This window comes from Methylobacterium sp. P5_C11 (genome assembly GCF_054049775.1).
In genome coordinates, this window is sequence record NZ_JBFULS010000017.1 from 1 (window position 1) to 13,170 (window position 13,170).

At 69.6% G+C, this 13,170-nt stretch carries 14 protein-coding genes, 1 tRNA gene and 2 pseudogenes; 8 read left to right on the plus strand and 9 right to left on the minus strand.

From position 1 onward, the window contains the following. The 4 genes and pseudogenes from ACXJKQ_RS11380 to ACXJKQ_RS11395 all read left to right on the plus strand — a co-directional run. Window positions 1-876 (plus strand): AraC family transcriptional regulator ligand-binding domain-containing protein (locus ACXJKQ_RS11380; protein ID WP_457105856.1); only part of this gene is annotated, 876 nt, incomplete at its 5' end. Between the two features lie 522 nt (window positions 877-1,398). Beyond that, window positions 1,399-2,421, plus strand: coding sequence for a SphA family protein (locus ACXJKQ_RS11385; protein ID WP_457105857.1), 1,023 nt, complete (start codon window positions 1,399-1,401; stop codon window positions 2,419-2,421). A 33-nt stretch (window positions 2,422-2,454) separates the two neighbouring features. Next, window positions 2,455-2,682 (plus strand): annotated as a pseudogene (locus tag ACXJKQ_RS11390) (hypothetical protein); the annotation flags it as partial. Continuing rightward, window positions 2,673-2,795 (plus strand): hypothetical protein, encoded by a 123-nt coding sequence (locus ACXJKQ_RS11395; RefSeq protein WP_457105858.1) that lies wholly within the window; start codon window positions 2,673-2,675, stop codon window positions 2,793-2,795. The pseudogene ACXJKQ_RS11390 and the gene ACXJKQ_RS11395, both read left to right, overlap by 10 nt. A gap of 29 nt (window positions 2,796-2,824) precedes the next feature. On the opposite strand, the pseudogene ACXJKQ_RS11400 reads toward ACXJKQ_RS11395, so the two are convergent. Further along, a pseudogene (locus ACXJKQ_RS11400) lies at window positions 2,825-3,040 on the minus strand (IS630 family transposase); the annotation flags it as partial. A gap of 461 nt (window positions 3,041-3,501) precedes the next feature. Here ACXJKQ_RS11400 and ACXJKQ_RS11405 point away from each other — a divergent pair. Genes ACXJKQ_RS11405 through ACXJKQ_RS11415 form a run of 3 tightly spaced genes read left to right on the plus strand, consistent with a single transcriptional unit; the run spans window position 3,502 to window position 6,315 of the window. Next, entirely contained in the window at window positions 3,502-4,068 is a 567-nt protein-coding gene (locus ACXJKQ_RS11405; protein WP_457105859.1) for a DUF3489 domain-containing protein, read from the plus strand. Then, entirely contained in the window at window positions 4,065-4,526 is a 462-nt protein-coding gene (locus tag ACXJKQ_RS11410; protein WP_457105860.1) for a DUF2924 domain-containing protein, read from the plus strand. Before ACXJKQ_RS11405 ends, ACXJKQ_RS11410 begins: the two co-directional genes overlap by 4 nt. Beyond that, the gene (locus ACXJKQ_RS11415; protein ID WP_457105861.1) at window positions 4,519-6,315 is read left to right on the plus strand and encodes a recombinase family protein; all 1,797 of its coding nucleotides are present in this window, start codon (window positions 4,519-4,521) and stop codon (window positions 6,313-6,315) included. Before ACXJKQ_RS11410 ends, ACXJKQ_RS11415 begins: the two co-directional genes overlap by 8 nt. Before the next feature lie 363 nt (window positions 6,316-6,678). On the opposite strand, the gene ACXJKQ_RS11420 is transcribed toward ACXJKQ_RS11415, so the two are convergent. The 7 genes from ACXJKQ_RS11420 to ACXJKQ_RS11450 form a co-directional block, all read right to left on the minus strand. Next, window positions 6,679-6,770, minus strand: a tRNA-Ser gene (locus tag ACXJKQ_RS11420). Window positions 6,771-6,782: 12 nt separating this feature from the next. Continuing rightward, a complete protein-coding gene (locus ACXJKQ_RS11425; RefSeq protein WP_457105862.1) occupies window positions 6,783-7,643 on the minus strand; it encodes a glycosyltransferase family 2 protein in 861 nt (286 codons plus the stop codon). Beyond that, on the minus strand, window positions 7,640-8,908 hold the full coding sequence (gene lysA / locus ACXJKQ_RS11430) for a diaminopimelate decarboxylase (protein WP_457105863.1): 1,269 nt from the start codon (window positions 8,906-8,908) through the stop codon (window positions 7,640-7,642). The genes ACXJKQ_RS11425 and lysA overlap by 4 nt, the downstream gene beginning before the upstream one ends. Window positions 8,909-9,086: 178 nt before the next feature. Further along, window positions 9,087-9,431 carry a hypothetical protein gene (locus tag ACXJKQ_RS11435; RefSeq protein ID WP_457105864.1) on the minus strand — a complete coding sequence of 115 codons (345 nt, stop codon included), beginning with the start codon at window positions 9,429-9,431 and terminating at the stop codon, window positions 9,087-9,089. A 217-nt stretch (window positions 9,432-9,648) separates the two neighbouring features. Then, window positions 9,649-9,951 carry a 3',5'-cyclic-nucleotide phosphodiesterase gene (locus ACXJKQ_RS11440; RefSeq protein WP_457105865.1) on the minus strand — a complete coding sequence of 101 codons (303 nt, stop codon included), beginning with the start codon at window positions 9,949-9,951 and terminating at the stop codon, window positions 9,649-9,651. Between the two features lie 143 nt (window positions 9,952-10,094). Beyond that, the gene (locus ACXJKQ_RS11445) at window positions 10,095-10,814 is read right to left on the minus strand and encodes a hypothetical protein (protein ID WP_457105866.1); all 720 of its coding nucleotides are present in this window, start codon (window positions 10,812-10,814) and stop codon (window positions 10,095-10,097) included. Window positions 10,815-10,935: 121 nt separating this feature from the next. Further along, window positions 10,936-11,556 (minus strand): DUF1134 domain-containing protein, encoded by a 621-nt coding sequence (locus ACXJKQ_RS11450; protein ID WP_457105867.1) that lies wholly within the window; start codon window positions 11,554-11,556, stop codon window positions 10,936-10,938. Window positions 11,557-11,710: 154 nt separating this feature from the next. Between ACXJKQ_RS11450 and ACXJKQ_RS11455 the strand changes: the two genes are divergently transcribed. Then, entirely contained in the window at window positions 11,711-12,259 is a 549-nt protein-coding gene (locus ACXJKQ_RS11455; RefSeq protein ID WP_457105868.1) for a YHS domain-containing (seleno)protein, read from the plus strand. On the opposite strand, the gene ACXJKQ_RS11460 is transcribed toward ACXJKQ_RS11455, so the two are convergent. After that, window positions 12,240-13,115, minus strand: coding sequence for a 3'(2'),5'-bisphosphate nucleotidase CysQ family protein (locus ACXJKQ_RS11460; RefSeq protein ID WP_457105869.1), 876 nt, complete (start codon window positions 13,113-13,115; stop codon window positions 12,240-12,242). The two genes, ACXJKQ_RS11455 and ACXJKQ_RS11460, sit on opposite strands and share 20 nt — an antisense overlap. Window positions 13,116-13,170: the final 55 nt, after the last annotated feature.

The following is a 13,170-nucleotide window of genomic DNA, read 5'->3' on the forward strand; positions in this document are numbered from 1 at the left end:
GGGACGCTCTCGGTCGCTGATCTGGGCAGACTGATGAGCCTCTGTGTCGCCCGAACAAACTGTCCGCATTTTGGACTGCTGGTGGGCCAGCGGGACATCCTAGCCTCGCTCAGACTCGTGGGCGCCCTGATGCCCCAGTCGCCGACCGTYGGCGAGATCCTGGCCAAGTTCGTGCGGCACCTACACAGAGAGGATGCCACCACCGCGCCCATGCTGATCCAGCACGGTGACACTGCGCGCCTGAGTTACACCAGTGGTTCATCTGGGACTGAGTGCGCGGATCAGATCGCCGACGGTGCGGTCGCGACCGGCGTGAACGTCCTGCGTATGCTGTGCGGATCCGAGTGGTCGCCGACCGAGGTCCTACTCCCGCGTTCCGCTCCGCCCGACCTGGAGCCATTCGCCCGCTTCTTTCGCGCGCCCGTCCGCTTCGACGCGGGCACGGCGGCCCTGATCTTTCCAGCAATTTGCCTTGAGCAACGCGTTGGGACGGGGGCCGTGTTGCACCGCCTGTTCGCGGATCGATTCGGGTCACCGGGTGCCGCATCGGTGCCAAGCTTGGCGGAGGACGTCCGGTGCGCCTTGCGCACGCGCTTGCCCGAGGACGAGTGTTCCGTCGAGGCGATTGCAACCCTGTTCTCGATGTCGCGCCGGACGTTCAGCCGCCGCCTCCGGCGCGAAGGMTTCGCCTTCGGCACGGTGGTCAACGAGATCSGCTTCGAKATCGCACGSCGGCTGTTATCCCGGAGCGACATGACCTTYACACAGGTGGCGCGCGCGCTCGGGTTCGCCGAGATCAGCGTGTTCACCCGGGCTTTCCGGCGGTGGTCCGGGCAGACGCCTACTGCCTGGCGTGCTGCGCATCGGCCCGGCTAAGCGACCGGTATCAATCCCAGTACTTCTACAGCTTGTTATGCCTCGCCTACGGATCAGATAGACGCGGTTTTGACTATCTCGCGGCGCATGGCGACTTGCCCAAGGGGCCYGGAGAGAGCGGCAGGGACGAGTACGGCCTGACGGCCCTTGTCATGGATAGGCTGATCCATGCACATCTCCAGGACTGCCGGATGGACCGCGAACGGATCTGGCGGGGATTTCGCTGGGCGGAGTGACCGAACTGCGGCCCGCGCCGCGCGCTGGAGTTWTACAGACGCACAGGCCGGGTCCCGCTATGGTGCAATGCAATCAAATTGACGACGACGATCATTCCTGCCGCAAAATCCAGCGGCATTCGTGGGCTGAGGCAAAATTTTCGCCAAGCCGAGTGTCGCAAAATTGCATCGACTGATCAGCATTCGATGAGACCCGCTCGCCCGAGCGCTTGCCGAATAATCCATGTYATGAAAGCTTTGCTGCAAGCYTCAGCGGGTCCGCCCGCCGATCCTTGGGAGCTGATGAATGCGACGCCTCGGCACGGCGGGCCAATGGGCTGCAGCAGCTCTCTTGGGCGCCTCTGCCCTTATCGCAACCGAGGAGGTCCGGGCGGCTGAGTATGCGCAGGGCATCTACGTGCTCGGCAATCGCGGCCCCCTCGCGGGCGTGATCCCTCCGCCAGGATTTTACTTCGAGAGCGAGACCTACTTCTATCAGGGCGATCTCGGCGGGAATCGCGTGTTCCAGGGCGGCGGTGTCGTGGCCGCAAACGTCAAGATCAACTTCAGCGCGAACTTCGCGACACCGATCTGGGTCACGCCAGTCGAGWTCCTCGGGGGCAATCTCGGCTTYTCSATCTCCRTCCCGTTCGGCACACCCGACGTYAGCGCCGGGGCGGTGCTGTCGTCACCCCGSATCGACCGAATCATCGCCGGACGTGAGCACGACGCCATCTTCAATGTCGGCGACATCTATCTCGCCTCGTTCATAGGCTGGCACTCCGGTAACTTCCATTGGACCGCGACGGCGCTCGGCGTCGTTCCCTCCGGCTCCTTCGAGAATGGGCAGCTGTCCAACATCGCGCTCAACCGCCCCGCGCTCGATCTCAGCGGCGCACTCACCTACCTTGATCCGGCCCTCGGTTACGAACTCTCGGTGGTGCCCGGCATCACGTTCAACTGGATCAACCCGGCCACCCAGTACCTGACGGGTACGGAGTTCCACCTGGAGTGGTCGGCCTCGAAGTACCTGAGCAAGGATCTGTCCGTCGGGCTCGTCGGGTACTTCTACGACCAGCTCACGGGCGACAGCGGGTCGGGCGACAGGATTGGCCCGTTCAAGGGGCGGGTTGTGTCGCTGGGTGCCCAAGTCGGCTACACCTTCCACGCGGGCGAGATCCCGATCTCGACGAACGTCAGGTTTTATCGCGAATTCGACGTCCGGAACCGCTTCCAGGGCACCGCAACTTACCTGACGATCTCGGCCCCGCTCTGGGTCGCGCCGCCGAAAGCAGCCGTAGAAGCAAAGCCGGTTGTCGCGAAGTACTGACGGGCGGAGAAGCGGGCGTCTACGCTCTGGACGGTCCGGCGGGCGCTACACGGTCCGGGCGTCTGGACCATCGCGTTCGTCGAACGACCCGATACAGCCAGGGGCTTTGAGGTTCTTCCTTGCCGGTGAGTTTTTGAACGAACTTTCGCCTGGCTTGGCGATTGTCGGCGTCTCTCGCCGATCATCACGGCGGATTGGCAAGAGGCGGGACGCGAGCGTTGGACGGTTCCGCCGGCGGAGGGGTCGGTCGCGTGCTCCTGATTGGCGTGCAGCCGATCAACATGCAACTCGCCGCCTACCACAACGTCACGAAGCCGAAGGATGCCGGCAACTGGCAACTCCGGGGGCAGGTGCAGCTCCTATTCCCGAAATAAGCGCATTGAGCGTTGAAGGCCACGACTCAGTCCCGCACCGTCTGCAAACCGACCCCACTGATCTGGGCCGCCTCCGAGCGCGAGCCGCCCGCGTGGATCGCCGACAGCGCCAGCCAACGGCGGATTTGGGCCGGATTACGCGAGGCCTTCGCCAGGGCGTGCAGAGCCTCAGCGTCGAAGTCTGACCGCAGCGGCACGGGAGCAGCCGTACCATCCTCCTCAAGCTCCAAACCCAAGTACAGAATCGTGCCGAGACTTCCACCGTTATTCCGCGTGAGTCTCACTCAATGAGGCTTGGTATAAACAGAGATGAAATGCTCAAATAAAATGAGTCATTGGATCTGTGGGCTCAATTCCGCACTCCGAACGTCTGCTTGCTCACGGCCGGAGCTCGGAAGCGGACGGGCTGCAATCGGCCAGACTCGGTCATTTCGGGGGCTGAACCGAACTGCCTGGGATCGGACGCTCCCATCTTCCGCTTCGGGTCAACAGCTTCCGTCAGCATGTGAGCAGTGGATTGTTGCGAGCATAGCCGAATTCAATCCGCCACCTGCGGGACCTACCCTGGACTGTGCCGCCGAAGCACGCATTGCTGTGGGCGCGACAGGCTGATGATCCGCAGCCCGGTCCGACCCCGCTGGCCCGCAGCCACTCGCGGGGTCCGCTCAGTGACAGCGCCAGGCTGCCGCCAAGACCGGATCATCCCATGCCCCGCAAGCCCAAATCCGAAACGCTCAGCCCGATCCAGCACCTCATCCTCGCCGCCGCCGTCAGTCATCCCGAACACCGGCTCGTCCGACCCGAGGACATCAAGCCGCCGACCTACCGCTCCGCCCTTCAGGCCCTACGCCGTCGCGGCCTAATCACTGACCGCGTCGCAGGCGATAGTTCGGGACGCCGACCCGCCGGCCCCGTCCTCTCGCAAGCCGGTCTCGCCCACGTGGCTCCCGCCCGGTGCGAAGCAAAGACGGTCGCACAGCCCCAGCCGTCCGTGGTCCACTCACCACGGCCCGGCTCGAAGCTCGCTTGCCTCGTTGGCATGCTCGCGCGCCCGGACGGCGCCAGCATCGACGAGCTCATCACGGCCCAGAACTGGCTGCCCCATACCACCCGCGCCGCGCTCACCGGGCTGCGCAAGCGCGGCTATGCTCTCGACACCATCCGCACCACCGGCGCGCCAACGCGCTACCGCATCGGTGCCGACGAGCCGCAAGTCACCGACCCTATGGCGTCGCCCGCCATCGAGCCCGCGACCGAGGAGGCAGCGCGATGAGCAGCGACCTCGCATCGACCCTGATCATGCTGCCGAGCCTCAGCACGGTCGAGCTGCGAGCCGAGTGGCGCCGCCTCTTCCGCACCACGCCCCCGCTGCTCAGCCGCGACCTGCTCGTGCGCGCTCTCGCCCACCGCGCCCAGGAACTCACCCACGGCGGCCTGACCAAAGCTACGCAGCGCCGCCTGCGCGCTTTGGCGGGAGCAGGTATCGACGCTGACACGCCGCACGCAGCCGCTCCCGCGCCTCGGCCAGTCACGCTCTCGCCGGGCGCGCGTCTCATCCGCGAGTGGGGCGGGCGCACCCACGTGGTCACCGTCACAGCGGACGGCTTCGAGCATGACGGCCAGCGCTACCGCTCTCTCAGCCACGTCGCCAGCGCCATCACCGGCGCGCACTGGTCCGGGCCACGCTTCTTCGGACTGACCGGAACCCGAGGAGCCGCGCGCCATGGCTAAGCCGAAGCCGGCAGCTTCCCTCCGCACCGGTCAGCCACGGCTGCGCTGCGCCGTCTACACCCGCAAGTCCAGCGAGGAAGGCCTGGAGCAGAGCTTCAACTCGCTCGATGCCCAGCGCGAGGCTTGCGCGGCCTACATTAGTAGCCAGCGCCACGAGGGCTGGCAGCTCGTACCCGCGCTCTACGACGACGGCGGGTACTCCGGCGGCACCATGGAGCGGCCCGCCCTCAAGCGCTTGCTCGCCGACGTCGAGGCGGGCAAGGTCGACGTGGTCGTGGTCTACAAGGTCGACCGCCTCACCCGCGCGCTCTCGGACTTCGCCAAGATCGTCGAGGTGCTCGACCGCCGGGGTGCCTCGTTCGTGTCGGTGACTCAGGCGTTCAACACCACCAGCAGCATGGGCCGGCTGACGCTGAACGTGCTCTTATCCTTCGCGCAGTTTGAGCGCGAGGTCACCGGCGAGCGCATCCGCGACAAGATCGCCGCGAGCAAGCGCAAGGGCATGTGGATGGGCGGCCTGCCGCCGCTCGGCTACGACGTGGCCGAGCGCAAACTCGTCGTGAACGCTGCTGAGGCGGAGACGGTGCGGCTGATCTTCCGCCGCTACTGCTGCCTGCGCTCGGTGCGGCTGCTGGTGGCCGAGCTGGCGCAGGCTGGCATCCACAGCAAGGCGCGGCGCGCGGCAGATGGCGGTGCCTTCGGCGGCCAGCCGCTCGGGCGCGGCGCGCTGTACGCGATGCTGGCCAATCGGCTCTACCGCGGTGAGGTGGTGCACAAGGGCGAGGCCTACCCGGGCGAGCACGCGGCCATCGTCGATGCGGAGCTGTTTACCGAGGCGCAGGCGATCCTGGCGCAGAACCGGGTCGAGCGCGATGATGGCGTGCGGGCGGAGGCGCCGAGCTTGCTGGCCGGGCTGGTCTACGACGCCGCGGGCGAGCGACTGACACCGACGCACACCAATAAGCGCGGGGTGCGCTACCGCTACTACGTCTCGCGGCGCCTGATCACCGGCGCGGCCGAGGCCGCTAAGGACAAGCCATTTGCCGTGAGGGGGGTGGATGTGAGTTCCGAGGCGGCCGGCGATGGACCAATACTCGCTGGTCAGCGGATCCCGGCGGCCAAGCTCGAGGCGGCGGTGACGGACCGCCTGCGCGCGCTGCTCACCGACGCGAACGCGCTACAGGATCTCGCGCGCGAGCGGTCCGCTCCCGAGCAGCACGCGATGGTGGTAGCAGCCGCGCGGCTGGCGGCAGAGTGGCCGAAGCTACCGCAGCTGCAGCAGCGGCAACTCCTGCAGACCCTCCTCACCCGCATTGACGTGCACGCGGAGCGGATCGAGATCGCGATCGACGGCGCTGCCCTGCTGCATTGGCTCGGCGTAGGCAAGCGGGAGGAGACAGAGGGCTCGATCGCAGCCGAGTTGCCGCTGCGGCTGATGCTGCCGGTGAGGCTGAAGCGCGTCGGCATAGAGATGCGCTTGATGCTGCCGGGCGAGGCGGCGGGTCCTGATCCGGACGCGAGCCTGGGCCGGCTGCTCGGCCGGGCGCACCGCATCCGCGAGCGGCTGACAGGTGACACACCGCTGTCGATCGATGAGGTAGCGCGGGCCGAGGGACTGACGCGCTCGTACACCACGCGGTTGCTGCGGCTGAGCTATCTCGCCCCCGACATCACGGCCCGGCTGATCGCAGGCGCGCATCCGCCCGATCTGAACGCGGTGCGGCTGATGCGGGACACGCGCCTGCCACTGGACTGGGCCGAACAGCGAGCGAGCCTGGCGATGGCCTGAGCCTCCCGCTCGACCGACACGCTCAAACACCCCGCCTTCCCCTCACATCATCATCCGAAGCGATTGAGACGAACGAGGCCCTGCGAGGCCTCGTAACGTTCGTGCTGCCATTCGGCACCGCCTGGCTGTGACATTAGCAGGCCCAGAGACGCTCCAGGGGTAATGTGCCAGGAGCGCAGGCCGAGACAGTGGTACTTGCGAAGGGCCGAAGCGAGACGGCGGCGCGAGAATGGCCCATAGATTCGGGCAGGCGCGTCTCCGGCGCTCAGCTCATGTATCCGGCCTGCGCAAAGTGCCGGCACGTCCGAGAGAATTCGACTCTCGGCCGAATGCCGACTAAACTACTGGCATAAAACAGAAATTTGGCGGAGACGGAGGGATTCGAACCCTCGATACCCATTTCTGGGCATGCTCATTTAGCAAACGAGTGCCTTCAGCCGCTCGGCCACGTCTCCGGCGCTCTGGCTCTAGAAGGTCGGATCCGGCGGGTCAACCCGATCCTGGCGGGCGGCGGCCGCGCGGCGGCGTTCCACGTGTTTGGCGACCCGCAGATGCCGCGAGATCGCGTAGTTCATCGCCGTCAGGAAGCCGTAGGTGCCGCGCACGAAGTGACGGCGGCCGAGATAGGCTTTCAGGAAGTTGCCCGGCAGCTCGACGTAGACCCGCCAGGTCGGGATCACGACGCCCCGGGCCTCCAGATCGTCCGCCTGCTGGTCGGAGTAGCGGTTCAGTTTGTCGAGCTGGTCGCCCAGCGAGCGCACCGAGAAATGGTGGATCACGCCCTTGAGCCGCCCCGGCGTCACTCCCGGGTCCAGCGCCACCCGGTCGTGGACCGGCGAGGCGGCGTAGCGGCCCCTGTCCCTCCGGTAGAGCCGGACCGGCGTCAGCGTGTAGGCGAGCGGGTGGGGGCGGCCCTCGCCGGGGAAGATCTCCGCGATGCCGATCCGCCATGCCGGCCGGCGCGGCTCCCCTGCGGCCCACAGGGCGCGGATCTCCCGGACGAGCGATTTCGGTACCACCTCGTCGGCGTCGAGGTTCAGGAGCCAGACATGCCGGCACTGCTCCTCGGCGAAGCGCTTCTGCGGGCCGTAGCCCGGCCAGGGATTGTGCACCACCCGCGCCCCGAGCGAGGCCGCCAGCGCCTGCGTGCCGTCCGTGGAGCCCGAATCGACCACCACGAGGTCGTCCGTGAGGCCGCGCACCGCCTGGATCGTGGCGCCGATCCGGTCGACCTCGTTGTGGGCGATGATGAACACCGACAGCGGCAGGCGGCCTTCGGCGCCTGCTGCCGGTGGGAGCGCCGACGCGCCCGCGGCAGCCCCGCTCACGCCAGCCAGTCCGGCACCCGGTCGAGGGCGATCAGCGCGTCGACGTCGAGGCGCGGACGCACCACGGCCGCCCGATCCCCCCGCACCAGAACCTCCGGCACGAGCGGCCGCGTGTTGTAGGTGCAGGACTGCACCGCCCCGTAGGCGCCGGCACTCATCACGGCGATCAGGTCGCCGGCCGCCACCGTCGGCATCTCGCGGTTGAGAGCGAGATAGTCGCCGCTCTCGCAGACCGGGCCGACCACGTCGGCGACGAGGCGCGGCGTCTCCGGCCCCGGCTCGAGGACCGGCCGCAGGCCGTGATAGGCCTCGTATAGGGTCGGGCGGATCAGGTCGTTCATCGCCGCGTCGACGATCACGAAGGTGCGCCCCGCGCTGTGCTTCACGTAGAGCACCCGCGTCACCAGGATCCCGGCATTGCCGACGATCATCCGGCCGATCTCGAAGACCGGCCGCAGGCCGAGGGGCGCGAAATGCGGCCGCAGGGTCGCCGCCAGCGCGGCCGGGTCCGGCGGCGGCGCGTTGTCGTCGCGGTAGGGAATKCCGAGGCCGCCGCCGAAATCGATGTGGCGCAGGGGATGGCCCGCCGCCATCAGCGCCCGGGCGAGGCCGGCGAGCAGCCGCGCCGCGTCGGCGAAGGGCGCCAGATCGGTGATCTGGCTGCCGATATGCATGTCGACCCCGTGCACCGCGATTCCCGGCAGGGCTGAAGCGGCGGCGTAGACCGCCGGCGCCCGGGTGATCGGGATGCCGAACTTGTTCTCGTACTTGCCGGTGGAGATCTTGGCGTGCGTGCCGGCATCCACGTCGGGGTTCACCCGGATCGAGACCGGCGCCTTGACGCCGAGGCCCACGGCTACCTCGGACAGGACCGCGAGCTCCGGCTCGCTCTCGACATTGAAGCAGAAGATCTCCGCCTCGAGCGCCGCCTCCATCTCGGCGCGGGTCTTGCCCACGCCCGAGAACACGATCTTGCCGGGATCCACCCCGGCCGCCAGCGCCCGCTGCAGCTCGCCCCCCGAGACGATGTCCATGCCGGCGCCCCGGGCCGCGAGGGTGCGCAGGACGGCCTGATTCGAGTTCGCCTTCATGGCGAAGCAGACCAGCGCGTCGTCGACCGCGAAGGCCTTCGCGAAGACGCGGTAATGCCGCTCCAGCGTCGCGGTGCTGTAGCAGTAGAACGGCGTTCCGACCTCCGCGGCGAGGCCGGTCAGGTCGACGTCCTCGGCGTGCAGGCGGCCGTCACGGTATTGGAAATGGTGCATCTCGGCCGTGTCTCGTCTGCGCGCCGGAGCGCGGGCTGTTTCCCGTGAAACACCCCGCCGCAGGCCTTAGCGGGCGCGCGCCGATGACCGGATCCGACCAAGTCACCCGACGCGCGGCACCACGACGGCGTGCCGGCGGCGTGCCGGCGGCGCTCTGCGCCGTGCCGGCCCCAGCCCTCTACAGCAGCGGATCCAGAATGAAAGGCTCCTTCGGCACGCGGTAGCCCCGCCGCGCGCCGCGGCTGGTCTCCACCGGCGCATCGGTGCCGCCCGGCGGCACCGCCGCCGCCGAGAGTTCGTCGCCGGCGCGAACCGAGGCCGCATCCGGCTCCGGCGCGCCGCCGCCGAGGCCGACGGAGACCGGCAGCGTCCGGCGCCCGCCCACCGCGTCCGAAACGGGCTTCGCGGTAGCGGGGGCCGTGGCCTGCGGCGGCTCCAGGCCCCCCCGCCGTCCGCAGGCGGAGGCCGCCAGGGCGACGAGGCCGGACACGGCGAGGAGTTTCAGGATGGGGTTCGACAACATCGCGCGAGGGTCCGGCGGGCTCGGCACCGGCACGCGAGGGCCGGCGGGGGCGCTACCTTAGCCGTTGCCGCGCCCCGGCGCGAGCGCGCACCGGACACATGCCGGGCCTCCCGTGCTCGGACGCGGTCATCCGGTTCACGCGCATGAGCCCCAGGTCCTTGTGGGGGTATCGATCCGAACGTCGCGGACGCTGTCGTTCGGATCGATGCACCGGGCCTCAGCCCCGACGTTCCTTGCCGCCCTGCGAGCCCTGCCGGCCTTTCCCGGCTCCGTTCTGGTCATGCTCGGCCTCGTAGGCGTCGATCGCCCGCCGGCAGTTCTCGCTGAGCTTCTTCCAGTTCTTCTGGAAGCAGGCATCGGTGGCCGGATCGTCGGGGGCCAGATTGCCGCAGTAGGTCAGGTAATCGCCGGTGCAGTACTTCTTCAGAGTCTCATTGCCGCGCTTCGTCTGCTGCGCCACTGCCGGCAGCGTCAGAGCAAAGGCCGCCGCGACGGCGAGGGCGATCGGCTTCAGGGGCATGGGTGTCCGTACCATCTGTCGACGTTGGAAGAGCGGAACAGTCCGCGTTGCGATGATGCCTTTGCGTGGTCGAAACAAGGCGGTCGTCGCAGGTTTTGGGGTCGGATTTGGCCGCGAACACCCGGCTTCGGACCGGATTCCGGTCAAACCCGCTCGGGCTGCGGTGCCGGATAGGCCGCCCGGGGCATCCGGCCCGGGCTTGCGAGGGCATCGGCGACCTCGACGATTCGCTGGCGCAGATCGGCGTTCTCCCGCTCGATCCCCGCCTGCCGGTCCGGGTGCCGGTCCCCGGATCGATCGCCCTGCCGGTCGGCCAGCGTCAAGGCCAGGGCCTCCTCGGCCGCCTTCAGGCTCGCGCGCAGATCGTCGCGCTCGGCCGCCAGCGTCGCGGCGTCGGGGGTGGCCGCCGGCGCCGTGCCCTCCCGCATCGCCAGGAGGCTGTCGAGCAGGTCGGCATGGGCGTCTTCGAGGGCCTGGAGCGTCGCGAGGCTCGCGGTGCCGTCCTCCCGGGCGAGGGCGAGTTCGGCCTCGAGTTCCCGCGTCTTGGCCTGGGCCTGGGCGATCTCGGCGTCCCGGGCCGCGACGTCGCGTGCCAGGGCGGCCACCCGCATCGTCCCGGCCCCGATCGCCGCCAGGTCGGCTTGGCGCCGCGCCTCCACGGTCTCGACCCGGCGCTCCAGGCGCCGCTGCTGAACGGCGAACTGCGCGCGCAGGAAATCGCGCTCCGCGGCGATCTCGGTCGGCGACAGGGGCAGGCGCGCCTCCGCACGCCGCCGCTCCAGGCGCGCGGCGCGCGCATTGAGGGCCGGCAGCAGCAGGAGGCCGCACAGGCTCGCCGCCAGGAAACCCAGCGCGAAGATCATCACCGTTTCGATCACGAGGGTGCAGCCCGCGCATCCGGCCGGAAGACCCGGCCCGCCTCCACTCTAGCTCAGGTCGGCCGCAAGGGTGAAATCCTGCGTGAAATCCTGTGGCACCGATCAATCAGAACGGGTTCCAGGTCGGCTCGCGGGTGAACTTGAGATAGCCGACATTGATGCCGAGGCGCGCGCCGACGCCGCTGCGGATCGGCACCACGATGATCCGGTCGTTGACCGCCGCGGTCATGCCGAAGCCGCCCACGAGGTAGGCCGAACCATCGACGCCCGCGAAGCGGCGGTACAGGTCGCGCACGTTGGGCAGGTTGTAGACCAGCATCATGGTGCGGGCGCCGTCGCCGCCGACATCGAAACCGAGCGACGGCCCCTGCCAGTAGATGCGCCGCTGGCCGGCATTGCGGGTGTAGAGGGTGCCCTCGCCGTAGCGGACGCCCGCCACCAGGGCGCCGCCGCCCTCTTGGCCGAGGATGTAGCCGTTGGGCTCGCCCCAGCGCCGGCCCGCCTCCTCGACGGTGAGGGCGAGGCCGCGCGACACGCTGCCGAAGAACCGGTGGCCGGATTCCACGATCTCGCCGGGGCGGAAGGTCTCGGGGGTATCGAGATCCTCGCCCCGTGCGCGTGCCGCCCCGGCGATGCCGAGACCCACGAGGGGCGTTCCCAGCGCCAGGCCGAGGGCCGCGCGCAGCAGGGTGCGGCGGTCGGTGCCGCCTTCGTCTCGTGCCGTCATCGTTGTCTCCTCGCCCGGTTCGATTAACGGTTCGTGCGATGGACCTGTGCCGATCTCGTCCCGCCGGATCGGCCGGGGCGCCGTCATCCATCCGGGCTTCGTCCCGCGGGACCCGGGTGGATGAGTCGGATCAGCTTCAGAGGGAATTCGCAAGATGTGGTTAACGCGTCCTGACCCCGCATCCGGCGCGCCGCGCGGTTCGGGGCCGGCCCGCGCAATCCTTCTGTGCGCGGGGCTGGCGGCCGCGCTGGCGACTCTCACGGAGACCCGCATCGGCGTCGCCGCGCCGGCGCAGACCGTCCTGGAGCGGACGCGGATCGAATTGCTGACGCTCAACGGTTTCGACCCGGTGAGCTATTTCCTGGACGGCGGGCCGCAGGCCGGCACCGCCCGGTTCGAGCTGTCCTGGGGCGGCCGGGTCTGGCGCTTCTCCAACGGCGCCAACCGCGAGGCCTTCCGGGACGATCCGCCGGCCTACGCCCCGCGGCTCGGGGGCTACGACGCCGCCGGGATCCTGGAGGGCCGGCTGGTGGATGCCGATCCGCTGATCTTCGCGGTGATCGGCGCGCGCCTCTACCTGTTCCGGGATGCCGAGCGGCGCGGCCGGTTCCTGGCGCAGCCCGGTCTCGCCGCGCAGGCGGAGGCGGCGTGGCCGGGCCTGCATGGCCTGCAGGACGTCCCGCCTACGGATGCGCCGCGCTGAGCGGCGCCGCCGGCGGCCGGCCGGGCTCGCAACGCGGCAGGATGAGCCGCGGGGCCAGCGACGGATCGCCCAGGGCCGCGAAGGGGCCGTTGCGGTGGTCGGGGCCGTGCTGGCCGTAGCGGATCGGGCCGCCCCCTGGGACCACCACGCAGCCCCCCGCCGCCGCCACGATGTGGTCGCCCGCGGCGGTGTCCCATTCCATGGTCGGGCCGCAGCGCACGTAGATGTCGGCCTCGCCGGCGGCGATCAGGCCGAACTTGAGGGCGGAGCCGACCTGGCGCGTCTCCAGGACGGGCAGCGCCGCGAGGCAGGTGGCGGTCTCGGCATCGCCGTGCCGCCGGCTGCCCAGGGCGACGAGTCCGGCCTCCGGCGCCGGTCGTGCCCGGACCGGCCGCCCTGTCCCCGGCCGGTCTGCGACCACCGGCGCCTCGAGGGTCGCCGGACCAGCCCACCAGACCCGGCCGAGCCCGGGCGCCGCGAGCGCGGCGGCCACCGGGCGGGCGCCGGACACCAGCGCGATGTTGACCGAGTAGTCCGGGGTTCCGGCCAGGAAGTCGCGGGTGCCGTCCAGGGGGTCGACCAGGAAGAAGAGGTCGCCCGGACGCGTCGCGTCGCCCTGGGCGCGCTCCTCGGCGACGACGGCGATCCCGGGGAAGCGCCCGGCGAGGGCGGCGACGATCAGGTCCTCCGCCTCGATATCGGCGGCGCTCGACGGCGACCCGTCCGGCTTCAGGGCATGCGGGCAGGGACCCCGGTGGTAGCGGCGCAGCACGGCGCCCGCCGCGCAGGCGATCTCGGCGAGCACCGCGGCGATCCGCTCGCGCTCAGGCCCCGAGATCGTCCCCGCGCCCGTCATGGCCCCTCCCAAGACCGCTCTGAATGCCCGAGCCGGCGGGCAATGTCGACCGTGC